Here is a 23,735-nt window from a genome sequence, read left to right as displayed (position 1 = left end):
TTCCCATACCGAACACGACCGTTAAGCCCTCCAGCGCCAATGGTACTTAGACCGCAGGGTCTTGGGAGAGTAGGACGTCGCCAAGCACGAGAGACCTATCGCATGTGATGCGATAGGTTTTTTTGTTGTTTTTACGGTATGATAAGGAGATAGGGAAAAGGAGGGTATGAAAATGGCTAAAGCAATTGAAATTAAGCATATGGGTACAGAACAATTTAACGACAGCATGGCATTAATGCAATTTGCCTTCCAATATGAGTTTTCGGCTGATGCTCTTGAGAAAACAAGAGAACATTTTATGAGTGAGCCTGCTGTATATTATGCCTCCTTCGTAGATCAGAGGTTCGCTGCACAAGCCATAGTCCTTGATCTGCAAACGTATATTGGAGGAAAAGCATTTCCCATGGGCGGCGTTGCAGGCGTAGCGACATGGCCAGAGTATAGAAGGCAGGGCTTAGTATCTAAGATGCTTGTGCTCGCTTTAAAGGATATGAAGGAAAAAGGACAGCTTATTTCCATGCTCAGCCCCTTCGCTTTTGGCTTTTATCGTAAGTTTGGCTGGGAGATTTACACCGAACATAAAGCTTACACCATAAAGACTGAGCTGCTTCCGGCTAGAATTGCGAATGAAGGGCATATGGAGCGGTTTAGCGGAAACGGAAATTACAGCTTGCTTAGCGATATTTATGAAGCTTATGCATCAAAATATAACGGATCGCTCAAGCGTACCGAGCTGTGGTGGAACAATCGCGTCAGCAGGAAAAAGCCGGGTCAAATCGCTCTTTATCACGATAAGAGCGGAGAGCCGATGGGCTACATCATCTATGAAGTGAAAAATAAGCGGCTAACCGTCCATGAGTTTATTTATTTAAATGAAGAGACGAGGACAGCCTTGTGGTCATTTATTGCGCAGCATGACTCGATGATTAACGAAGTGTACATTACGGTGCCTTCTGATGACAAGCTTCCTTATCTACTTAGCAATCCTAAAATTCAGCAGGAAGTTGTACCTTATTTTATGGCACGAATAGTAGATGCTGAGGCGTTCATTCGTCGCTATGATTTTGAAATCGCTGTGAATAACGATGATATCCCGATCGAGATCACCGACGAGCATGCGCCTTGGAATAATGGGTACTATTTGCTTGAAATAGCTCAAAATGGAACGGCTGCGCTCCAACGATTGGATGATAATCAAAGAATTGATGGAGCTATTAAAGTGGATATTGGTACTTTTACTTCCTTGCTGCTAGGGTACCTTAGACCGATGCAATTATCCCAATTGGGGCGTATTGAAGGAGATATAGCTTCGATTAAACGCTTACACGATCGTATTCCCGAACGAATAACGTATTTACCTGATTTTTTCTAAAGAAATAGCATGCTTGGCTTGTCCCAAATACAGTATAAAGTGGTTATAACAAAGCCGTTTGTCAGCCTTGACAGCCTATACCCCCTCTGCTAATATTGCAATAATATATGTGAGACGTACTTAAAACTAAGGGAGGAACATACTCGTGTGGGAAACGAAATTCGCCAAAGAAGGGCTAACGTTTGACGACGTCCTGCTTATTCCGCGCAAATCAGAAGTGCTGCCTAGAGAAGTTGACATCTCGATTCGATTAAGCGAGAACATTAAGCTAAACATTCCGCTCATAAGCGCAGGTATGGACACCGTTACAGAAGCCGCATTGGCGATTGCAATAGCGCGTGAGGGTGGTATTGGCATTATTCATAAGAACATGTCGATTGCACAGCAAGCGGAGGAAGTAGACCGTGTTAAACGTTCGGAGAGCGGTGTAATCACGAATCCGTTTTCGCTAACCCCTGAGCACCATGTTTATGACGCAGAAGAGCTGATGGGAAAATATCGCATTTCGGGTGTACCGATTGTTGATCCAGACAAGAAGCTTGTCGGTATTTTGACAAACCGTGATTTGCGTTTTGTACATGACTATTCCATTAAAATAAATGAAGTGATGACTCGCGACAATCTCGTTACAGCACCTGTGGGTACGACTTTGCAGGAAGCGGAAGTGCTTCTGCAGAAGCATAAGATCGAGAAGCTGCCGCTTATCGATGAGTCTAACACGCTTAAAGGGCTTATTACGATTAAAGACATCGAGAAAGCGATCCAGTTCCCGAATGCGGCGAAGGATCAGCACGGACGGTTGCTTTGCGGAGCAGCAGTCGGTATTTCGAAAGACACGATGGACCGTGCAGAAGCATTGGTACAATCGGGTATTGATGTTCTAGTCGTCGATTCGGCACACGGACATCATATCAACATTTTAGATGCGGTTCGCAAGCTTCGCGCTACTTATCCTGATCTTACGATAATCGCAGGCAACGTTGCTACAGGCGATGCTACACGCGATCTAATCGAAGCAGGCGCATCTGTTGTTAAAGTAGGGATCGGACCTGGTTCGATCTGTACGACTCGTGTTATTGCGGGTATCGGCGTACCACAAATTACTGCGATCTATGACTGTGCAACGGTTGCTCGCGAATACAATATTCCGGTTATTGCAGACGGCGGTATTAAATATTCAGGAGACATTACGAAAGCAATCGCATCTGGAGCAAGCGCAATTATGATCGGAAGCTTGTTCGCAGGTACGGCTGAGAGCCCGGGCGAAACTGAAATTTTCCAAGGGCGCAGCTTTAAAGTATATCGTGGTATGGGCTCGCTTGGCGCAATGAAGGAAGGAAGCAAGGACCGTTACTTCCAAGAGAACGAGAATAAGCTTGTTCCGGAAGGTATTGAAGGTCGCGTTCCTTACAAAGGACCGCTTGCTGACACCGTTCATCAATTGCTTGGCGGCTTGCGTTCAGGTATGGGCTATTGCGGCACAGCGTCTCTGGACGAGCTTAAGAACGATACGCAATTCGTTCGTATTACGGGATCAGGTCTTCGTGAAAGTCATCCGCATGATGTGCAAATTACGAAGGAAGCTCCTAACTACTCTCTATAAGTTTAAAAGCATAAGCTTCTTTTTAAACCAGGCAGGAAATGGCGATTCAATCGCTTTTCTTGTCTGGTTTTTTTATGAAGGATTACTCATTCTTTCAGTGCCTGCTAGAGGTTTAATTGTTAGGGTTCGATATGTTACAATTAACAACGGACAAACCAAGTGGGAAAAGGGGAGACGACGTTGAAGGAAATGGTAAGACCGGTTCGGTTAAAGTCGGTCATCGCTGCAAGTTTGGCGGTTTGGATGGTAATGCTGTCGCTTGGTTCTGCGGTGGCGATGGCAAATGGATATCAAGGAAGACCCAGTACGGAAAATTCTTTAGGCTTACAGGTCAAAGCAGCTATTTTAATTGACGCGGATTCCGGTCAAGTATTGTATGAGGTTAATGCAGAGGAACCGCTTCCTGCCGCAAGTATGACCAAGCTAATGACGGAATATATCGTTCTTGAGGAAATATCGAATGAGCGACTATCATGGGAGGATGTCGTGACGACTAGCGCAGAAGCAGCGTCTACCCCTCCGGATGGATCATCTGTATTTCTAGCACAAGGCGATCAACATACGGTTAGAGATTTATATAAAGCTATGGCAGTAGGCTCCGCTAATGATGCAACGATTGCGCTTGCTTCGCAAATTGCGGGAAGCGAGCAGGGCTTTGTTACTAAAATGAATGAAGTAGCCGATAAGCTCGGCCTTAAAACAGCTATTTTCACAAGCGCAACGGGTCTTTCGGATACAACAGTCATATCTGCGTCCGATATGGCCAAGCTTGCACAAATTATTTTGAGCACGCGTCCCGAGTTTTTGGAGTACTCGAAGCTGCAGGAATATAAATTCCGCGAGCGCGACGATGAGCCGATCGTCAATATTAACTGGATGCTCGGGACGAACACGAATCAAACAGGCCTTAAGCATTTAGCTTATCAAGGCGTTGACGGGATGAAAACAGGCTTTATCAATTCAGCCGGCTACAACTTTACGGGTACCGTGAAGCAAGGCGAGCAGCGTTTTATTAGCGTCGTTATGGATACAGCGACCAAATCTGCCCGTTTTAACGAAACGGCGAAGATGTACAACTATGGCTTCAGCACGTTTGAGAAAAAGACGGTGCTTCCGCCAAAATCCGTGGTAGAAACAGTGAAAACAGTTAAGATTAAGAAGGGTAAAAAGAAAACCCTGCCTGTTGTGACAGAGAAGGATATTACGTTCATGGTTAAGAAGGGTGCAGAGCCTAAGATCGAGGTTGTTGACAGCAAAGTGAAGTCAGAAGCTGAGCTTGTCGCACCAATTCCGGTGGGCACCGTTGTAGGTACAGTAACGTACAAGTACACCGATGCGGAAACGAAGCAAGAGCTGAAGAAAACCGTGAATCTGATTACGACGGAAGATGGGCAAAAGGCTGGCTGGTTCCGCTTGATGTTCCGTGCAATTGGAGATTTTTTCGCTGGTTTGTTTAACGGAATCGTCAATCTGTTCTAATCCAAGCAGGAAACAAGGAAATTAAGTAAATCAAGGCTTGTCGATTAATCTTGGTTCCTGTAAAATCAATGGTTAGAACAACTTCGGTAATATACATTTATAATGGATGACAATAGGAGGATTTGTAACATGGAAACAGGTACATCGCGCGTAAAACGCGGCATGGCAGAAATGCAAAAAGGCGGCGTCATTATGGACGTTATGAGCGCCGAGCAAGCGAAGGTAGCAGAAGCAGCAGGAGCAACAGCGGTAATGGCGCTTGAGCGCGTCCCTTCTGAAATTCGTGCAGCAGGCGGAGTAGCTCGTATGGCTGACCCGACAATTGTAGAAGAAGTAATGAAGGTTGTTTCGATTCCCGTAATGGCAAAGGCTCGTATCGGCCACTATGTAGAAGCTAAAGTACTTGAATCAATGGGCGTTGATTATATCGACGAGAGCGAAGTACTTACGCCGGCTGATGAAGTGTTCCATATTAGCAAGCAAGAATTTACAATTCCGTTCGTATGCGGAGCCAAAGATCTTGGCGAAGCACTGCGCCGTATTCAAGAAGGAGCAGCAATGCTTCGCACGAAGGGTGAGCCGGGAACGGGCAACATCGTTGAAGCGGTTCGTCACCTTCGCTTGATCAACGGACAAATTCGCAAAATCCAAGGCTTGTCGAAGGACGAGCTTTACCACGAAGCTAAAATCCTCGGCGTAGCTTATGATTTGCTGCTTGGTGTTCATGAGACAGGCAAGCTTCCAGTCGTTAACTTCGCAGCGGGCGGAGTAGCAACTCCATCCGATGCAGCTTTGATGATGCATCTTGGCGCAGACGGCGTATTCGTTGGATCGGGTATTTTCACATCGGAGAACCCAGAGAAGTTCGCTCGTGCAATCGTTGAAGCGACTACACACTACCAGGATTACAAGCTTATTGCGGAAGTATCGAAAAACTTGGGAGCACCGATGAAGGGTATCGAAATTTCCAAGCTTAACGCTGCTGAGCGTATGCAAGACCGCGGTATCTAATAGATGTAATATGCAGGTGCCGGCTTAGCGCTTATAGCGCTGCCGGCCCTTGCCCGTAAAGGAAGGCGAGTAGAGCGATGAAGATAGGTGTTCTTGCGCTTCAAGGCGCAGTGGCAGAGCATATACGAAGCTTAGAAGCGGCGGGCGCAGAGGCGGTCGCCGTTAAGCGGGTTGAGGAGCTTGATGAGCTGCAAGGGCTTGTCATCCCTGGCGGCGAGAGCACGACAATCGGCAAGCTGATGCGGAAATACGGTTTTATGGAAGCTATCGCAGATTTCTCTGCACAAGGCAAGCCTTTGTTTGGTACTTGTGCAGGTCTTATCGTATTGGCTGACGAGATCGAAGGCCAAGAGGATGCACATTTGCGCCTCATGGACATGACGGTTGCGCGGAATGCATTCGGACGCCAGCAGGAAAGCTTCGAGACGGATTTATCGGTTAAAGGTATCGATGAGCCCGTTCGGGCCGTATTTATTCGTGCACCGCTGATCAAAAAAGTTGGATCTGATGTAGAAGTGCTTTCAACGTATAAAGATGAGATCGTAACGGCAAGGCAGGGACATCTTCTTGCAGTTTCCTATCACCCAGAGCTGACGGATGACTATAGGCTGCATGCATACTTCGTCGATATGGTGAAGGAAGCAGCCGCAGGCAAGGAATAGAGCTTTTACAAAAAAAAAAATCACTCCCTTCAGAGAGGGGCTTTTGAGACGTGCTGGATGTGAAGTTGTTAAGAAACGAATTTGAGAAGGTTGAGACAGCGCTGCAAAATCGCGGAGCTTCGCTTGATCTCATTGCAAAATTTCCTGTGCTCGATACAAGGCGCCGTGATCTTATCCAAGAGACGGAGAACTTGAAGAGCCGCCGGAATACGGTTTCGCAGGAAGTCGCTAAGCTCAAAAGAACAGGCGAGGACGCAGAATCGCTCATCATTGAGATGAGAGAGGTTGGCGACCGCATTAAAGAGCTGGACGATGAGCTTCGCGAGCTGGATGTTCAGGTGATAGAGCTAACGCAAGCGATTCCGAACATTCCTAGCGATAGCGTGCCAATCGGCAAGTCGGAGGAAGATAATGTAGAGGCTCGCAAACACGGCGAAGTGCCGAGCTTTGCATTTGAGCCTAAGCCGCATTGGGAGATTGCTCAGTCGCTTGGTATTCTAGACTTCGAACGCGCTGCGAAGGTAACAGGCTCGCGCTTTACTTTCTATCGCGGCTTGGGTGCGCGTCTAGAGCGCGCGCTTATTAGCTTTATGATGGACTTGCATAGCGACAAGCACGGTTATGAAGAGATTCTGCCGCCATATATTGTAAATCGCGACAGCTTGATTGGTACGGGACAGCTTCCTAAGTTCGAAGAGGATTTGTTCAAAATCGCTGATTCGGATTATTTCCTTATTCCGACGGCTGAGGTTCCGGTTACGAACCTGCATCGCGAGGAGATTTTGCCGGCGGAAGAGCTTCCGAAGTACTTTGTGGCTTACAGCTCATGCTTCCGTTCGGAGGCGGGCTCGGCAGGACGCGATACGCGCGGCTTGATTCGTCAGCATCAGTTCAATAAGGTTGAGCTGATCAAATTGACGAAGCCAGAGGATTCCTATGATGAGCTTGAGAAAATGACCGCTAACGCCGAGAAGGTGCTGCAGCTGTTAGGATTGCCGTATCGTGTTCTGACGCTTTGTACGGGCGATATGGGCTTCACAGCGGCCAAAACGTATGACCTTGAGGTGTGGCTGCCAAGCGCGGGTACGTACCGTGAAATTTCGTCATGCTCGAATGTGGAGGATTTTCAAGCGCGCCGTGCCGGCATCCGTTTCCGCAGAGACTTGAAGAGCAAGCCGGAGTTCGTGCATACGCTAAACGGATCGGGCCTTGCCATCGGTCGTACTTTTGCGGCGATCATCGAAAATTTCCAGCAAGCAGATGGATCGGTAACGATTCCAGAAGTACTGCGTCCGTATATGGGCGGTATCAGCTCGATCGAGGCTGCTAAGCTTTAAAAAAATATTTTTGCCATATGGCCAAAATATAGTTGCATCTTTATTTTGGCCTGTGGTACAATATTTCTTGTGACAATTGAATGATGGAGAGATACCGAAGCGGTCATAACGGGGCAGTCTTGAAAACTGTTAGAGCGCAAGCTCACGTGGGTTCGAGTCCCACTCTCTCCTCCATATTTTTCTTAGCTGCATATGAACAAGCCCAGACGCTCAGCGTTTGGGCTTTTTTTGTACGTTAACTCCCCGTATAAAATGAAGTCGCGATTCGCATGTTATACGGTGTGGAGGTGCTTTAATTAATGGGCAAATCAGATGAGCTGCAAATGAATCAGGAAAACTTAGCAGATGCTTGGCGGCAAACCTTGCCGGAGACGCTAAATAGTGCTGATCGCTGCAAGGTGCTGCCGGATGAAGCCGATTCGAAATCGCTGCGCATAACGATCGATACGGCTGGCCATCAAATGTATTCGCTTGATTTTAAAGTTACTTATGTAGACAGCCGCGAAGTGAAGGTCGCGTTTATTGACGTAGAGAAGGATAAGATCAATGTCGATGAACGTGGGGACGTCATTCAAGAGCTTATACTGGATTACACCAGACATTTGCATGAATGTGCACAAGCGCTGCAACGCTTGACGCATGCATAGAGGAGACCATCACTTATGACGAAAGCAAAAGGAACCGCCGATAAAAACTTATCGAATGTCGTGGATGCTCTAGAAGTAGAGCCGGTCAACAGCCATCAGGCACAGCAGCTGCAGCAGGATAAGAACGACAGGCGTCATCAGGATGCGTTGAATCATGATCAGCCTGCGAATATGGAGCATCAAAAGAGTTGACTTGAAGGAGTGATTCTATAATGTCTAAGCCAGACAGCATGCCTGTGCCGGATAGCAATCCGCAAGGCAACAATAAGGCAAACCGCGATAACGGCGGGCAGCAGGAGCCATTATCCGGCTCTAAGAAAACGAAGCAGCATAATCATGTGAGCCATAATAACCCGCAGGGGTAAATCAGAATCAGTCAAAGATGAATAGATCAAATGTCCCGTTTCAGCATGCTGAAACGGGATTTTTTGGAGATAACTTCTAAAAGGGGCTTTTATAGTATAGAATGGAGGTGCTTATAAAAAGTTAGGGGAGGAAATTTTTAAATGAAAAAGGTACAGAAAATAGCGGTTCTCTTGTTAGCCGTTATTTTGGTTGTGATCGCAGGCTGCAGCTCGGGTAAGCCGCCGAAGGAAGCGTTGCAAACGGCTGTGGCAAAGATTGCAGAGGCGGACTCATATGCAGTTAAAATGTCCTTTGGTTTAGATGAGCTGGAAATTCCGCAGGATGCAGCGCTGCAAGGCGACGCAGCAGCCACAGCAGCGATCGTCGGCATGATTAAAGATGCAACGATAACAGTGGATGCTGTTTACCAGAAGAAGCCGCTGCGTACGGATATGAATATGGAGATCGTGCTGCCGGGCGACATGGAAATGAAGCTGACGGTACCGATGATTTTGACAGAAGAAACGCTGTATATGAAAATACCGCAAATTCCGATGCTGCCTCTGCCGGAGACGGTGACAGACAAGTTCATCAAAATTGATCTCAAGGAGCTTGCAGAGCAGCAGGGCGCCGCTGGCGCGCTTGATCTTGCAACACAGCAGAAGCTAGGAAAAGAAATTAGCGAAGTGCTGCTGAAGCATTTTGATGAGAAAACATACTTTAGTGAGCCTAAAGCGGGGGAAGCTGGTCTGCCAGAGGGTCTAAAAGCGGATCAAATCATTTCTTTTGAAATCAATGAGGGCAATTACCCGAAAACGGTGGATACCGTTGTGAACCAGGTGTTGCCTGAAGTGCTTGACGTGCTGCTTAAAAACGAAGCATCTTTAAAATCGCTGAACTTGGAGAAGGCTAAAGTTGAGAAGATGAAGGCGGACCTTGAGACAAACAAAGCGGATATCGTTAACTCACTCAAAAATGTTGTCAAAGCGAAGACGCTTAAAGTAACAGCTGCAATTTCTGACGGGTACCTTTCCTACCAAGCAGGCAAAATCAATGTTGAAGCATCCGATAAAGAGAGCGGACAAAATATGAAGCTTGGCCTTCATTATGACGTTACTTATTCCGATATCAACAAGGCGCCGAGCTTCAAGAATGAAATTCCGACAGACGCCATCACGCTTGATGAGCTGACACAGATGTTTCAAGCGCCAATAACTGGACTGTAAATAGTCTAAGGCTGCTCCTGCACGCGCTGCGGAAGAAATATGCTTCACAGCTGCCCAAATAGAAAAAGCGCCGGAACCTGTTGGTTCCGGCGCCTTTCTGTCTTATTTGAAGAAACGAATCGTCAGCGGGTAACGGTAGCCGTTCCCTTCGGATGCGCGGATGGAGCCAATGATCGTAAATACAAGCCAGAAAATAAACAAAAGCGGTGTGGTGACAAAACCGATGAGTACAAAGATGAGCAGGCTGGAAATGATGGTGTAGATGGCATTGCTGATTTGAAAATTAAGTGATTCCTTGCCGTGCATATCCACATAGCTGGATTGGTCTTTCTTCATAAGCCAGATGACAAGCGGTCCGATGATGTTGCCGAACGGAATGATGATCCCACTGAAAGCGAGCAGATGGCAGAGCATACCGTACGTTTTTTCTTCTTTATGCAGCCCGAATGGTTGATTCATTTTGTTGCCTCCCTTTTGATGAGAACAGCTGATTAAAGTAACTTATGTACTTATACGTTTGTGGGGCTGAAGGATATGCATAAATATATCAGCGAATAGATGAATTGACAATCTTTTCTTTAAGGGAGGTTGAAATCTTCAGGAGACCAGTATATACTTTTATACATAGATATTCGATGCATAGGAGTTCGATACTTAAGAGGGAGGAAGCCATGAAGATTAATAAGGAGCTTATGAAGGGCAGCACCGTTATTTTAATTTTAACGCTGCTTGAACGTAAGGAAATGTACGGCTATGAAATGACCAAAGCAATTGAACGCAGCTCCAGCGGCGTTTTTACTTTCAAGGAAGGCACGCTTTATCCGATTTTGCATACGCTCGAGGTTGAGCAGCTGGTGGAATCGTATTGGAATGAGGAAGTCGGCCGCAAACGCAAATATTATCGCCTTACTGAGCGTGGAAAGGGACAGCTGGAGGAGAAGAAGCAGGAGTGGACGCTGTTTCGAACGACGGTGGACCGCGTGATCGGGGAGGGCCATGCATGAGCAAGGACAGCATTCAGCAAGAGTCGGTTGATCAATACATAAAGCAAGTGTGCGGGCATGTGAAAGCTAGAGATGTGCATCCTGATATTCAGCTTGAGATTACGAGTCATCTAGACGAGTTGGTGGAAGACAAGCTTGGCGAAGGGTTGTCAGTGGAGGAGGCAACTCGCCAGGCGCTGGCGCAAATGGGTGATCCAGACCAAATCGGCAAGCAGCTGCATGCGGCGCATAAGCCGGTGATGGAATGGGGTCTTGCCGGCATCGTAGCGGTTATGGTTGGCATTGGGCTGCTTGCTATGTATGCGATGCAGTTTGCTTATAGTGAACAATATGGTTTTAGCGATGCTCATCTCTTCTATATGAAATTATTTTATACGGCGATAGGTGTTATATTGGTCATTGGTATTTATTTTTTGGATTATCGGAAATTGAGGAAATATTCCTGGCACCTTTACATGGGTACTGTTTCGCTGATGGTAGTCTGTAATGAAATCGGTATAGCGGTGAATGGTGCGAAGCGCTGGATAATGATTGGGCCGTTTAACTTGGATGTCTATGGGATTTCATCCTATTTGCTTATAATTGCATTTGCAGGGACGTTGCTTACTAAGCAGAAGTTGAAGCAGGGGACAGTTAAACAGTCTTTACAGCTTGGTAAAATGCTATTTTTATATATATGCGTGCCAACTCTATTGTTTTTCCAAGGCAACTCGTTACGTGATTTTTCTATATATGCGATCGGACTAATGATAGTGATGCTTTTTGTTGCCAAAGCATACAAGCTCTTTTTCGCTAGTGTGGCTTCATTTGCGGCAGCAGGTCTGGTGCTCCTCATGGGAAATACTCAATACCACAATGTATGGCAACGGTATATGGGTTTTCTAAATCAAGACAATGCTTACGGCGTGAGTTATGCTACACATCAATCTATAGAAGCCATTCGTTTAGGCGGCATGTGGGGGCAAGGCTTCGGGGCACAGATCGAAACCATTCGATATCTACAAAGTGAAATGATATTTACCTATTTGATTTATAGTCTTGGATGGGTATTCGGCGGAGCAATCATATTGGTTACACTGCTTTTTATCTTCAGAACGATTCGATTAATTAGAGATTTGAAGGACTCCTATGCGAAAGGGATTGTAACGGGGATTTTTTCAATTATCGGATTTCATTTTGTATGGAGTATACTCATGTCGTTCGGACTGCTGCCGGTAAATGCAACGAATATGCCATTCGTCTCCTATGGCGGAACAAACGGCATTCTCGAACTAATGGCGATGGGATTGATCCTGAGCGTACACAGGAGAAGGAATATGATTAGCCGGTTAAATAGCGAGGCTCGTGCTTAAACCATAAGAGAGGGCTATCCTCCTGTAGAAAATTCTACGGTGGGATAGCCCTCTTTGGTGATTAGAAGCTGCCCGGAGCGGGCGGGTATGGCGGATTGACGTGCTGATCTTTTTTGGATGCAGCAATGAATAGAAATACGGCCGTCGTAAGGTGCATGATCATGCCGAGAATTGGAATCCAAGCCAGTACCGATGTAACGATACCAAGAATGCTGCCCACGATCGGTTTATTATGCTGGGAGCAAAACACAAGCGTCACGATGTGAAGAACAAGCGCTGCGAACAACAGGGTGTATCCAGAGAATATGACCAACGCGCCCCCCAGTACGGGAAAGCCTAAAATAGCTTCAATTATGGCAGTAACTAATAGCAGCGTACCTGCAGCCTTCATTTTTATTCCTCCTAATTAGGTGATTACAGATATCCATGGCAGAGTATGCAAAAATAGCATTTTGCTTACTTTTATTTTTACGCAGCGAACATCGTACAGGTTACAATTTTTCAAAGCCAGCGTGCTTTAAGTGAATTTGCACTTGAAGAACTGCAAAAAAAAGCCTCGTTAATAACGAGACTCCATGGAGAGTGCCTGCGATTATATGCTGTTCATGTTCGAGTGGATGGAAGCATCTTGAGTGAAAATCTCAGCATTATAAGCAGAAATTCGTTTATTTATTTCATTGCGTATGTATTCGTGAGAGAAGGCTGCTGTTTCTTCGAATCCACGGCAATTATAGCGATAGCTAATGTTGCCATTAAAGCTGTTGTCCATACAAACGGTAATGCCTTTACGGATCATTGCCTTGGTGTTCGTAGTCAAATCAGCCTTTATTTGCAGCATGATAAGAGCCGCTGCTTTAGCGAATATAGAACGTAATGTCCGGGCTTTACGGTCCAGCTCGCGCCTATTGCGTTCGACTACGACAAGCGTTAGCGGAAGGATAATGGAATCATGTATAAGCTGAATCTCCTCGCTTGCAGGTGGACGTTGTAGAGCTGGATCGTTTATTTCGAATAACGGCATCGCCATATGTAAATCACCTCATGCACATTATATGCGAACAGACGTTCTGTAGTCAACATATCGAAGCTATCATTTTTTACAACAAAAAACCTTCTACGATTATTTGCAGAAGGTCGTGATTATGTATGCGAGATAATTAGATATGGCGCGCCCGAGAGGGCTCGAACCTCCCACCTAACGTTTAGGAAACGTTTGCTCTATCCGGATGAGCTACGGACGCGCAGCAATAGTTATTATAGCATGTGCGCTTTTAAGTAAGCAAGATTCCTAAAGCAAATGTAAACCATGCATTTTTTGTCGAAAAACCTCTCAAATAATGTATGAAAAGCAGGATTTAAATGCCATGAAGGCGAATAGATGTAGTGGTATTGAGCTCGAACGGCCGGAGGAGTGCTCTGCATGTATCAAGACTACAATGAACCCCATTCTTATAGATTAGATTTGTCGCCTGAACAGATGCTTAAGGTGATCTTCGAATATACAGCAAAAATTGCTAATGAGAAAAAATTGGAATCCGTGCTTGTTTTAATGGCGAATATGGGGAGAGAAATGGTTGTTGCTGACCGTTGTACCGTGTGGCTCATTGATGTCGCTCGCAATGAGCTTTTTACAGTTGTCGCTCACGGTGTCGGGGAGATTCGTATACCATATGGAAGCGGGCTCGTAGGAAGCTCGATTAGCACGGGGCAGCCTATTTTTATCGATGATGCCTACGAAGATCCCAGACATAACCCGGATAACGACCGAAAGACGGGGTACCGGACAAAGTCGATTATGACCATTCCTTTTCGCAATAATCAGGGAGAAGTCATCGGTGCGTATCAGGCTATCAACAAGTTGACAGAGAAACAGACCTTTTCGACTCAGGATATGGATTATTTGTCGCTTGCTGCAGCCTATTCAGGAAAATCGTTAGAATCGATCATGCTCAATGATGAAATTATCGAGACGCAAAAAGAGATTATATTGGCGATGGGCAAAATTGGCGAGGGCCGCTCTAAGGAAACAGGCAATCATGTTAATCGAGTCGCCCATTATTCATATCTATTAGCGTTAGGTTTAGGAATGAATGAGACGGAAGCAGACATGCTTCGGAACGCCTCGCCGATGCATGATATCGGCAAAGTAGCCATACCTGATTCTATCCTGCAAAAGCCTGGGAAGCTATCGGATGAAGAGTTCGAGCAGATGAAGCAGCACTCAGATATTGGCTTCCGGCTTCTGCGAAATTCGAAGCGGCAGCTTCTTCGGGCTGCGGCGATCGTTGCTTTGCAGCATCATGAGAAATGGGACGGTTCGGGTTACCCGCAAGGCCTTAAAGGAGAAGACATCCACATATATGGACGGATTACGGCGATAGCGGATGTTTTTGACGCATTAGGCAGTTCACGTATCTATAAAGCGGCTTGGCCGCTGGATCAAATACTAGCGCTGATTGAGGGAGAGCGTGGCCGCCATTTTGACCCGCGGGTCGTTGATGTATTTTTTGAGCAGCTGCCTCGTATCCTTGAAGTTAGAGATCGTGAAGCCGATATCCCTGAAATCGATTAGAAGCTGTTGGCAAGACCTCGTTGGAGAAATCCTTTGGGTTCTTTTTTACTTGGGGCAGCGCCGTTAATACTCCAAAAGTAACAGAACAATCACACTGGAATATGATGAATCAATCTAATCGACTCGCGGGAGTGTGATTTCGTTGGTTTCCATAAGCCTGTGCTTAATTGTCAAAAATGAAGAAAAAACACTCGGGCGATGTCTTTCCTCCATAAAAGATATCGCCGATGAGATTATTATTGTGGATACAGGCTCTACCGATTCGACGGAGCAGGTTGCAAGTGAATTCACCGAACGAATTGAGCATTTTACCTGGATCGATGATTTCGCAGCAGCCCGCAACTTTGCTTTTTCTTTGGCAACAAAGTCGCATATTATGTGGCTGGATGCTGATGATATTTTGAAGGAATCTGATCGCCAGAAGCTGATAAGCTTAAAGCAGCATTTAAGCCCGGACGTCGACTCGGTCTCGATGGAATATCATCTGGCATTCGATGAATTCGGCAACGTCACCACTAAATTAAGGCGCAATCGGCTTGTGAGGCGGGATCGGGCATTTAAATGGATTGGCCCGGTACATGAATACCTAGAGGTGTATGGCCACATCTTGCATAGTGACGTGGCGGTAACGCATAGCAGCATTCACCATGACAGTGATCGCAATTTGAACATATATGAGCAGCGCTTAGCCAAAGGGGAAAGCTTTTCTCCGCGCGATTTGTTTTATTACGCCAACGAGCTTAAGGACCATGGAAAATTTGAGGCTGCCATAAAATATTACAATCAATTTCTTGCCACGGAAAAAGGCTGGATCGAAGATAATGTGACTGCCTGCAGCAGGCTGTCCGATTGTTATGACGAGCTTCATGACACGCGCAATATGCTCGATTCCATCTTACGCTCCTTTCATTATGACAAGCCGAGAGCGGAGTTTTGCTGTCGATTAGGCTATTATTTCATGCAGAGAAATGAACATAAGCTGGCCATTTACTGGTACAGGCTCGCGTTAACGACTGAGAAGCCGGAGGAGAGCTTGGGCTTTGAGAACTTAGCCTGCTCCACATGGCTGCCGAATTTGCAGCTATGCGTCTGCTATGATCGGATTGGCGAGTACGAAAAAGCGTATGAGCATAACGAGAAGGCGGCCATTTTCAGACCATCGGATGAGCGGATATTGGCTAATCGCTCGTATTTAAATAATCGCCTTGGTAAGAAGGCAGATATATAAAACGCAATGTCTCATCAATCGAATACGTGCAGCAGGCGACCGCCTCCGAGAAAATAGGGAGATGGCCGCTTTTTTTGTTGTGAAGTTAGGATTGGGCTATTGACATCGATGGAAGAAAGGTGTATATTAAATTGTATAAAACTAAATTGTATAGAATTAAATAAATGCTGTTGGTTCTGCTGAAGAGAATAGAACAAGAGGATTTGGGTTATAAGAAAGCATGATGTCAAACAAATGACGGCATGCAGCATGCCCGTACCGTTTCTTTTGCAGCTATTCGAACATCAAGATCGAACAAAATAACCTAATTGGAGGAATTGAACATGAAAAATTTATACACAGCTACAGTAACAGCAACAGGTGGAAGAGACGGCAAACTCGTATCGAGCGATAATATTTTGAATCTTGAAGTGAAAGCTCCTAAAGAGCTTGGAGGAGTAGGCGGAGCGACCAATCCAGAGCAGCTATTTGCAGCAGGCTATGCGGCATGCTTTGAGAGCGCGCTTAACCTAGTGGCTCGAATGAAAAAGATTAAAGTGGAAAAAACAGAAGTGACTGCTCATGTTACACTTGGCAAGGATGATGGCGGAGGCTATGAGCTTGGTGCGAAGCTGGATATTTCGGTTGCAGGTGTAGAGCAGGATGTAGCTAAGGAATTGGTCGAAGCGGCTCATCAAGTATGCCCATATTCGAGAGCAACTCGCGGCAACATCAACGTCGAGCTTAATCTGGTTTAATTCATAGTCAACAACGTTCATATTAATAAAAAAATCCGGAGAACCTTCTCCGGATTTTTTCTATGCTAATGTTCTTTGCCAGGCCGCCTCTAACGCCTTATGCTTTTATTTTCGTGATGGACTGCTTGCCGGATAGCTCGATAGACTTCTGAACAAGCACGGCCATAGCATCGACACAATGCTTCGCGACCTCGCTCTGAATGGGGATACAGGACAATTCGGTGCACGCGATAATGACGCATTGGCACTGATCATGCTCCAGAAGATGATGGATAATGTCTTCAAACTCGGAAGGCTCAACCGGCAAATTGCGTTTAACCTTATTGTAGATAATATCCATCACATGCTCCTGAACCTCTTCACTCGGCTCATGGAGCTGCATATTGTAATGATCGCAGCCTTTGCGATAGACGCCGCTGCTTACGGTTCCATTCGTTGCTAAAATGCCGACCTTGCAGTGCTCGCCATAAGCATCGTAGATCTCTTTCAGCGTCTCGTCCACCATGTTGATAATGTTGATGCTGGTCATCTTCTGCATTTCGTCATAGAAATAGTGGGACGTATTGCATGGGATTGCGATATTGGATACGCCAGTCGCTTCAAGCAGCTTCAAATCCTTCGCAACCGCTTCAAGAAACAGCTCGCCTGTGTTGCTCAATATGACACTCGTACGATCGGGTAAAGTGGCATGATTAAGGATAACCATATTGATATGGTCCTGATCTCGGTCTGCTGCAGTCTGTTCGATCACATGGTCGAAAAATACCGATGTTGCTTTCGGACCCATTCCGCCAATGACACCTAAGCTTTTAGCTTCCATAGTTCAACCTACTTTTAATGAAGTGTTTAATTAATAAAATTTTAGTTACCGACAATCATAGCATGGCTGCCCATTTCCTCATAGCTGTTAAAGAATGTGTCTGCATCGTAGGTCACTTGTCCCTTTAACGGGTTCATGACATGTACGATGCCATCCTCGTAGCCATTTAGTACGACAACATGCAAATTAACCGGAGCTGAGTGATATTCACCCGTAGCATTGTAGTACCAGCCATAATTCATTTTTGGCGGCGTGAGATCAAGCGTAATCCAAGTGACGACAGGAATGCCTTTGTCTAGCTGCTCCATAATTTGTTCCCGCGTGCTTCCGCTTATATCTGCCGTGCTGCTGCTTCGTCCTATGGCATCAAAATATAAATTGGCCGCCTCGACGATAGGAGGAGCGAAGCTGAAAAATCCGCCTTTAAGCTGCCTCGGATCGCCTGCATATGCTTGGTATGGATCGGGTCCATAAAGTTTATTGTTCTTGGAGGAAAAAGGCTGCTTCGGCAAATAAACGTCTGCCATCTCCGTCTTCGTAGCCTCATAGCCATAATAATGGAGTACAGCGGTCAAGGAAGTTATCTCGCAGCCATTAGGCAGCTCAGGCTTCTGCATAACGGTATCCACATCGATATATACCTTCTTAATCTCGATTGTACCATCGTCTTTTCTCTCAAAATCCTTCACATGCGCCAGCACGCGATTGGCAACCGGAAGCTGCTGCTCGGGTGCATTCACAGTCAAGCGATGCTCTTCCTCCGATAATTGATAAGGCGCGCTAACCTTCTGCTGCTTAATTGTATAGCTTGTCCCGTAATCAAGCAAACTAGACGTTGCTTTGCCCGTTGCGTCCGTAGTCAATGTACCGATGACTTTGGCGCTATCTGCAGCTGTAATCGTAAATACGGTGCCTGTAATCGGCTGCTCAGCAGTTTCATCCGTATTAACGATTGTAAGGGTACCTTGCTCGATCTTGGGTGTAGGAGCGGTCGTTGGCGATTGCTTGGCTGTTTCCTTGTCTATTTTTGCAGTATCCTCTTTATTAAACAACGTATAAACGAAAAAGATAATACCCAGTAACACCAGTAGCTTTACGATTCTCTTCATGTTGGAGTTCCCTTTACTGTATCGCTGTTATAGTTGCTACAGTGCGTAGCGGTCATGGCAGCCCCAAATAGCGCTTGCCGGTTACGCTTGCTCGAAGAACGTCTTGTGCCAGATAAGGAATACGTACACCGTCCAAATGTACCTGGCATAATTCTGCTTGCCCGAGTAGTGCGCATCTAGATACTTCAGCAGCTCATCGGTATGAAAAAAAAGCTTGGCCCGGTCGGAGAGAAACATATCCTTCACGAGCTTATAATATTTTTCCTGTCTAAGCCAGTGTCTAATCGGTACGGGGAAACCGACCTTCGGCCTGTTCGCCCATTCCTCAGGCAGTACTTCCTTCGCCGCCGTACGCAAGGCATGCTTCGTATTGCCCTTATGCAGGCGATGCTCTGCAGGCAGCTTGGAAGCGAGGTCCATCACCATTTTATCTAAAAAAGGAACCCGCAGCTCAATGGAGTGCGCAAGGCTCATTTTATCTGCCTTAAGTAGAATATCGCCCGGAAGCCAAAGCTTCAGATCGACATATTGCATTTTTGTAATGTCGTCCTTGCCGCGCACATGTTTATATACTTCATTCGTGATGCTTTGCACGGAAGGTCCATGCTTAAAGTCATCCTTCAATACGGATGACGCATCAGCTTCATCAAACACATAAGCCTGTCCGATAAAACGCTCCTCGACCCGTTGTCCGCCTTTTACGACGAAGGAGGTGATTCTATGTTTGGGAAGCTTGCTGCCGAGCAGAGAGAGCGAACGCCTGACTACAAAGGGCAGCTTCTTATATTTTTTCATCGCTGGTGTCGTATCGTACCAATCGTAGCCGCCAAAAATTTCGTCCGCGCCTTCGCCCGACAGCACTACGGTCACATGCTTGCTCGCCAGCTCCGCCAAGAAATACAAAGGCACAGCGGACGGATTCGACTGCGGTTCATCCATATGATACTGAATCGTTGGCAGCAGCTCGAAGCACTCGTCGGCCGTAACCAGCTTTTTATGATTTTCAATGTGTAAAATATTAGATAATTCCTCGGCAAGGTTCGTCTCGTTAAAATTTCCCTCGTAATCCTGGAAGCCGATGGAAAACGTCTTGTTTGGCTTAAGCAATGCGGTAATATAGCTGGAATCAATGCCGCCGGACAAGAATGAGCCGACTTTAACATCGCTGATCTGGTGATATTCAACCGATTCCTTTATTGTGCTTTTAATACGATCGACGTAATAGGAAAGGCTATTCTCTTCTGCCTCAAAGCCAGCGTCCCAATAAGGCTTTATCTCAAGCGACCCTTTGTTATAAATCATATAATGGCCCGGCTTCAGCTTATACACGCCTTTGAAGAAAGTCTCATCCATGACCGAATACTGAAAGGTGAGATACGGCTTTAGCGCATCCTTGTTCATTTCTTTATTAAAAGCGGGCTGCTTTAAAAAGGCTTTGATTTCCGAGCCGAACAGGAAAGAGCGGTCCGATGTGTTTTGCGTATAATAAAGCGGCTTGATGCCGAAGAAATCTCTGGCAAGGAACATCGTTTCCTTATTCGTATCCCAGATCGCAAAAGCAAACATGCCCCGGAGCTTCTGCAGCAGCTGTACGCCATACTCTTCATAAGCGTGAATGATGACCTCGCTGTCCGAATGGCTTACAAAGGTGTGTCCCTTTAGCAGCAGATCTTCCCGAAGCTCCTGATAATTGTAGATTTCCCCGTTGAAAACAAGCACGCAGCTCTTGTCCTCGTTGTACATCGGTTGGCTGGCTTCTTCAGACATATCAATAATTTTCAGGCGCCGAAATCCTAATGTTACCTCTTCATCGGAATAGATGCCGCCGCTGTCGGGGCCTCTATGAACGATGGTATCCATCATGTCTCTAATGATGGACACCTGATCAACGTCAAGGCGACTGTCTGCAAAACCTACAAAACCACACATATGCAATACCTTTCATTTACTTTATTTTCAGGGCACCGTCACTTTGTTCTTTGTCTATGTTTGATTTCCTTTACGATTTCCGCCTCATTAAAAGGAATTTCCGTCTTGCCGATAATTTGCGTCGTTTCATGGCCTTTGCCGGCGATTAGAATGACATCGTCTTTTCTGCTGAATTCGATCGCAAACGCAATCGCGTCTCTGCGGTCGACAATAGCCTCATAAGCGCCATTATGCGCTTCAATGCCTTCAATTATTTCCCGGATAATAAGCGTATTGTCCTGCTCTTTCGGATTATCCGACGTAATGACGGAGAAATCAGCGAACGCAGCGGCAACCTTGGCCATCGCTCTGCGCTTATCCGTGCCGGATTCACCGTCAGACGCGTAAACGCCGAATACGAGAATGATTCTGCCCTTCGCAAAAGGCCGAATCGTCGTCAAAGCCTTCTCCAGACTGTCCTCCGTATGCGCAAAATCGACGATGATCTTGGTGTCTTCATCCTGATAAACGACCTCCAGCCTGCCTTTGATGCCTTCAACAGCCTCAATCCCGTCCGCGATCTGCTGCAAGCTGAATTGGTTGCAATAAGCGGTTGCGATAGCTGCCAAGCTATTGTAGACGTAGATTGTTCCCGGGAGATTCACCTTAATCGCGATGCTGCCTTTTGGCGTATTAACGGTGTAAGTCGTATAGTCAGCAAAGTATTGAATATCCGATGGATAAATGTCCGCTTCCTGCTCGATGGCATACGTAAGGAGCCTTGGACCCTTGCTCTTCAATCGATCGATAAGAATTCTGCCGTACGGATCATCTGCATTAATGATGTTATAATCCGTCGTCATCGCAAATAATTTGGCCTTCGCTTCGAAATATTCCTCCATCGTATGATGAAGCTCCAGATGATCCGGCGTCAGATTGGTAAAGATACCGGTATTGAAGCTGGAATGAGCAACGCGGCTCAAATTGAGCGCATGCGAAGAAACCTCCATGACGCAGTGCTTCATATGGGATTCGATCATATTGGCGAAGATGCGCTGCAAATTCAGTGACTCGGGCGTCGTATTTTTATTTTGGATCACCTTGTCGCCGATAACGGTACCGATTGTGCCGATAAGGCCAAGAGAAGTTCCCGTCTGCTCGAAGATTGATTTCAGAAAATAGGTGGTCGACGTCTTTCCGTTTGTCCCCGTGATGCCAATAAGGTTCATTTGCTCCGTAGGGCGCTGATAGAAGTTGGCGGCAATCCGGGCAAGCGCCTCGCGCGTATCTGCAACCTGCAGCACCGTTACATCGGCTTCGATTAGGACATCCTTCTCCACAATAATCGTGCTCGCGCCAAGCGCAATCGCTTTATCAATGAACTTATGGCCATCTACCGAAAAACCGGAAATCGCAACAAATACGCCATTAGCCTGAGTCTCTCTGGAGTCATAGGCTGCGGAGCTTATTTCTATATGTACATCGCCTTTTATGAGCGTGTAATCAAGATCTTTGAGTAAAGAGGTCAATAACATCCGATCAGCTCCATTCTGGTGACCAATTCCTGTGTGTGCGGGTTATTTTCTTAGAAGTTTCTTCGTTAGTTTTCCGCCAATGATAGAGGCATAGGAGAAGGCTGGCTTAGGATCCTTCCAATCCCAAATCGCATAAGCTTTAGGCTTAAACAAGGATACGAATACTTGCTTCCACGTCAGCTGCCCCGTCTTGATATAGTCGCGAACGGCAAGCATGTCCTCATAGCCATACCAAAATACGCGGTTCGTATTCTCTTTGACGGCTTTTGGAGGCACAATGTTGCCGCCTGTCAGTTCTTGATAAGTAATCCAAGGAATGTTCACGCCTACCTTATACAGCAGGTTGTTTAGGTTGGTGATTCGGCAATTGACCTCGATCAGATAAAACTTGCCGGTTTCGGCGTCCTTCTTGAACTCGATTTCCGCAAAGCCCTTCCATTTCATCTTCTCTAGAAAAGGAGCGCCGATATCGAACAGCTCCTGTACGTACCTTTGTCCCGTATACACCGATGCGCCAAAGTTTATCGGATATTGGCGGAATTTCTGGCAGGTTACCCAGTGCGTTACTTTGGAATCTTGGTTTAAATAAGCGTCAAAGGTATACATGTGATCGTCAAAGCCCGGAATGATGCGCTGCACAATCACCTCCAAGTTCGCTCCCTTTGCTTGTGAGAGTGCATCCTCAAGCTCGGCGCGGTTATTCACCTTGAAAAGCTTCCTTCTAAATTTAGCAACGAAGGAAGGAGAGTCGGTTGGCTTCACGATACAAGGAAACTTGATAATCTCGTCGATCTTCTCGAAGAAGCGCTCTTCATCCACTCTAACCGTTTCCGGTACGGCAACGCCGTTTTCGAGGGAGAGACGCTGTAGTACTTCTTTATTCATCATATCTGAATATATGCCTGGAACATCTTGCGGAATGAGATAATGCTCTCTCAGCTCCTCCAAATGCTCATCAATAACCTCCAGATAGGAATCATGGCAAGGAATAAGAACAGGAGGCGCGCTTTGCTTGCGGGCATAATCCTTCAGGAAACGAATGAAGGCTGCCGTATCTTCTTTATAGTGTGGAGAAATCAATCTCTCGGACGTATATTTTGAATCCGCGCCGTAGGTATCTTTGGTCGAATAATCAACAGCAACCGTATGTACGCCGTTAATGCCAAGGCAACGAATCGTGCTTAAACCAATATAGTAATTACAACCTAAAATAACTGCTTTATTATTCACAAAGGCACATCCCGACATCCGAATTTATGTTTATTTTATATGCAATGCTTCATATGTTTTAAATAATTTTACTTCATAGTTTCTTATAATACAAATGGATTTATCCTCATAATAACGGACGGCTAGCGGTTTTTACCGTCTATCTGAGCGCATAGAAAGACAAGAGCAGGCGCATGAGATGCGCCTGCTCCATTTGGTGTTTAATCCCGATTATAACGTATCAAGTTAGCAGCGCTAAGCGTGGGTGAGCGAACACCTGTGTTTGCCAAATAAATGGTGAGGCGCTGTTAGATGTTGTGATAAAATGGAAATGTTTATTGTGTTCTACAACAGGTTTATCTGTAATTCGACATTAGAATGGGTATGAAGCTTCAACGATTTTTCAGGATATTTGTCGTTAAATCGCTTAACGAAGCCGTGCAGCATATAAGTGCCTATCTGCCCCTTTTGATTTTCGAGCTGATGTATGGATTGCTGACAATATTGTTTGATTATCCCTAATTTAACATATGCGCATATTCGACTAGTCTTATGAGATTAGAAATGTTCATTTCCCAA

Annotated in this window: 23 protein-coding genes, 2 tRNA genes and 1 rRNA gene; 17 read left to right on the top strand and 9 right to left on the bottom strand. The window is 46.0% G+C overall.

Annotated features, from left to right (window positions below; all coding sequences use genetic code 11):
- The 12 genes from rrf to AC2TDN_RS21035 all read left to right on the top strand — a co-directional run.
- Nucleotides 1-86: ribosomal RNA gene (rrf, locus tag AC2TDN_RS21090) — 5S ribosomal RNA — on the top strand; the annotation flags it as partial.
- An 86-nt stretch (nt 87-172) separates the two neighbouring features.
- On the top strand, nt 173-1,372 hold the full coding sequence (locus tag AC2TDN_RS21085) for a GNAT family N-acetyltransferase (RefSeq protein ID WP_484690083.1): 1,200 nt from the start codon (nt 173-175) through the stop codon (nt 1,370-1,372).
- Between the two features lie 145 nt (nt 1,373-1,517).
- On the top strand, nt 1,518-2,975 hold the full coding sequence (gene guaB, locus AC2TDN_RS21080; protein WP_482069678.1) for an IMP dehydrogenase: 1,458 nt from the start codon (nt 1,518-1,520) through the stop codon (nt 2,973-2,975).
- Between the two features lie 189 nt (nt 2,976-3,164).
- On the top strand, nt 3,165-4,454 hold the full coding sequence (locus AC2TDN_RS21075) for a D-alanyl-D-alanine carboxypeptidase family protein (protein WP_484690086.1): 1,290 nt from the start codon (nt 3,165-3,167) through the stop codon (nt 4,452-4,454).
- Nucleotides 4,455-4,583: 129 nt separating this feature from the next.
- On the top strand, nt 4,584-5,465 hold the full coding sequence (gene pdxS / locus AC2TDN_RS21070; RefSeq protein WP_482069679.1) for a pyridoxal 5'-phosphate synthase lyase subunit PdxS: 882 nt from the start codon (nt 4,584-4,586) through the stop codon (nt 5,463-5,465).
- 77 nt (nt 5,466-5,542) lie between these two features.
- Complete coding sequence (pdxT, locus tag AC2TDN_RS21065; RefSeq protein ID WP_484690082.1) at nt 5,543-6,127, top strand: pyridoxal 5'-phosphate synthase glutaminase subunit PdxT; 585 nt, start codon at nt 5,543-5,545, stop codon at nt 6,125-6,127.
- 50 nt (nt 6,128-6,177) lie between these two features.
- Complete coding sequence (gene serS / locus AC2TDN_RS21060; protein WP_484690081.1) at nt 6,178-7,464, top strand: serine--tRNA ligase; 1,287 nt, start codon at nt 6,178-6,180, stop codon at nt 7,462-7,464.
- 85 nt (nt 7,465-7,549) lie between these two features.
- Nucleotides 7,550-7,638 (top strand) — tRNA-Ser (locus tag AC2TDN_RS21055).
- Nucleotides 7,639-7,763: 125 nt separating this feature from the next.
- Nucleotides 7,764-8,111: a hypothetical protein gene (locus AC2TDN_RS21050; protein ID WP_482069682.1), complete on the top strand. Its 348-nt coding sequence runs from the start codon at nt 7,764-7,766 to the stop codon at nt 8,109-8,111.
- Between the two features lie 15 nt (nt 8,112-8,126).
- Nucleotides 8,127-8,303, top strand: a complete 177-nt coding sequence (locus AC2TDN_RS21045; protein ID WP_482069683.1) for a hypothetical protein — start codon at nt 8,127-8,129, stop codon at nt 8,301-8,303.
- Between the two features lie 20 nt (nt 8,304-8,323).
- Nucleotides 8,324-8,476 (top strand): small acid-soluble spore protein P, encoded by a 153-nt coding sequence (locus AC2TDN_RS21040; RefSeq protein WP_482069684.1) that lies wholly within the window; start codon nt 8,324-8,326, stop codon nt 8,474-8,476.
- A gap of 141 nt (nt 8,477-8,617) precedes the next feature.
- The gene (locus AC2TDN_RS21035) at nt 8,618-9,682 is read left to right on the top strand and encodes a hypothetical protein (protein ID WP_484690080.1); all 1,065 of its coding nucleotides are present in this window, start codon (nt 8,618-8,620) and stop codon (nt 9,680-9,682) included.
- Between the two features lie 102 nt (nt 9,683-9,784).
- Here AC2TDN_RS21035 and AC2TDN_RS21030 read toward each other — a convergent pair whose 3' ends face one another.
- Nucleotides 9,785-10,141 (bottom strand): DUF4870 domain-containing protein, encoded by a 357-nt coding sequence (locus tag AC2TDN_RS21030; RefSeq protein ID WP_482069686.1) that lies wholly within the window; start codon nt 10,139-10,141, stop codon nt 9,785-9,787.
- A gap of 212 nt (nt 10,142-10,353) precedes the next feature.
- Here AC2TDN_RS21030 and AC2TDN_RS21025 point away from each other — a divergent pair, with 212 nt between their 5' ends.
- Nucleotides 10,354-10,686, top strand: coding sequence for a PadR family transcriptional regulator (locus AC2TDN_RS21025; protein ID WP_484690079.1), 333 nt, complete (start codon nt 10,354-10,356; stop codon nt 10,684-10,686).
- Entirely contained in the window at nt 10,683-12,038 is a 1,356-nt protein-coding gene (locus tag AC2TDN_RS21020; protein ID WP_484690078.1) for an FtsW/RodA/SpoVE family cell cycle protein, read from the top strand. The genes AC2TDN_RS21025 and AC2TDN_RS21020 overlap by 4 nt, the downstream gene beginning before the upstream one ends.
- 61 nt (nt 12,039-12,099) lie before the next feature.
- On the opposite strand, the gene AC2TDN_RS21015 is transcribed toward AC2TDN_RS21020, so the two are convergent.
- The 3 genes from AC2TDN_RS21015 to AC2TDN_RS21005 form a co-directional block, all read right to left on the bottom strand.
- A complete protein-coding gene (locus tag AC2TDN_RS21015; protein WP_484690077.1) occupies nt 12,100-12,429 on the bottom strand; it encodes a hypothetical protein in 330 nt (109 codons plus the stop codon).
- Between the two features lie 201 nt (nt 12,430-12,630).
- Nucleotides 12,631-13,065 carry a YhjD family protein gene (locus AC2TDN_RS21010; protein ID WP_482069300.1) on the bottom strand — a complete coding sequence of 145 codons (435 nt, stop codon included), beginning with the start codon at nt 13,063-13,065 and terminating at the stop codon, nt 12,631-12,633.
- A 137-nt stretch (nt 13,066-13,202) separates the two neighbouring features.
- A tRNA-Arg gene (locus AC2TDN_RS21005) sits at nt 13,203-13,279 on the bottom strand.
- A 179-nt stretch (nt 13,280-13,458) separates the two neighbouring features.
- On the opposite strand from AC2TDN_RS21005, the gene AC2TDN_RS21000 reads away from it, so the two are divergent.
- The 3 genes from AC2TDN_RS21000 (at nt 13,459) to AC2TDN_RS20990 (ending at nt 16,575) form a co-directional block, all read left to right on the top strand.
- The gene (locus AC2TDN_RS21000; protein ID WP_482069301.1) at nt 13,459-14,610 is read left to right on the top strand and encodes an HD domain-containing phosphohydrolase; all 1,152 of its coding nucleotides are present in this window, start codon (nt 13,459-13,461) and stop codon (nt 14,608-14,610) included.
- A 142-nt stretch (nt 14,611-14,752) separates the two neighbouring features.
- Complete coding sequence (locus AC2TDN_RS20995; RefSeq protein WP_484690076.1) at nt 14,753-15,838, top strand: glycosyltransferase; 1,086 nt, start codon at nt 14,753-14,755, stop codon at nt 15,836-15,838.
- A gap of 323 nt (nt 15,839-16,161) precedes the next feature.
- The gene (locus tag AC2TDN_RS20990) at nt 16,162-16,575 is read left to right on the top strand and encodes an organic hydroperoxide resistance protein (protein ID WP_482069303.1); all 414 of its coding nucleotides are present in this window, start codon (nt 16,162-16,164) and stop codon (nt 16,573-16,575) included.
- Between the two features lie 97 nt (nt 16,576-16,672).
- On the opposite strand, the gene AC2TDN_RS20985 is transcribed toward AC2TDN_RS20990, so the two are convergent.
- From AC2TDN_RS20985 to AC2TDN_RS20965, 5 genes are all read right to left on the bottom strand, one after another.
- Nucleotides 16,673-17,395: an aspartate/glutamate racemase family protein gene (locus AC2TDN_RS20985; RefSeq protein ID WP_484690075.1), complete on the bottom strand. Its 723-nt coding sequence runs from the start codon at nt 17,393-17,395 to the stop codon at nt 16,673-16,675.
- Nucleotides 17,396-17,436: 41 nt separating this feature from the next.
- Nucleotides 17,437-18,504 carry a C39 family peptidase gene (locus AC2TDN_RS20980; RefSeq protein WP_484690074.1) on the bottom strand — a complete coding sequence of 356 codons (1,068 nt, stop codon included), beginning with the start codon at nt 18,502-18,504 and terminating at the stop codon, nt 17,437-17,439.
- An 81-nt stretch (nt 18,505-18,585) separates the two neighbouring features.
- Nucleotides 18,586-20,433 (bottom strand): asparagine synthase (glutamine-hydrolyzing), encoded by a 1,848-nt coding sequence (gene asnB, locus AC2TDN_RS20975; protein ID WP_484690073.1) that lies wholly within the window; start codon nt 20,431-20,433, stop codon nt 18,586-18,588.
- A gap of 38 nt (nt 20,434-20,471) precedes the next feature.
- Nucleotides 20,472-21,947 (bottom strand): UDP-N-acetylmuramoyl-L-alanyl-D-glutamate--2,6-diaminopimelate ligase, encoded by a 1,476-nt coding sequence (locus tag AC2TDN_RS20970; protein ID WP_484690072.1) that lies wholly within the window; start codon nt 21,945-21,947, stop codon nt 20,472-20,474.
- A 42-nt stretch (nt 21,948-21,989) separates the two neighbouring features.
- The gene (locus tag AC2TDN_RS20965) at nt 21,990-23,177 is read right to left on the bottom strand and encodes a carboxylate--amine ligase (RefSeq protein WP_484690071.1); all 1,188 of its coding nucleotides are present in this window, start codon (nt 23,175-23,177) and stop codon (nt 21,990-21,992) included.
- Nucleotides 23,178-23,735: the final 558 nt, after the last annotated feature.

It is taken from the genome of Paenibacillus sp. Y660 (assembly GCF_057221575.1).
Note: the sequence above shows the minus strand (reverse complement) of the source record. Positions and strands in the feature narration are given on the sequence as shown.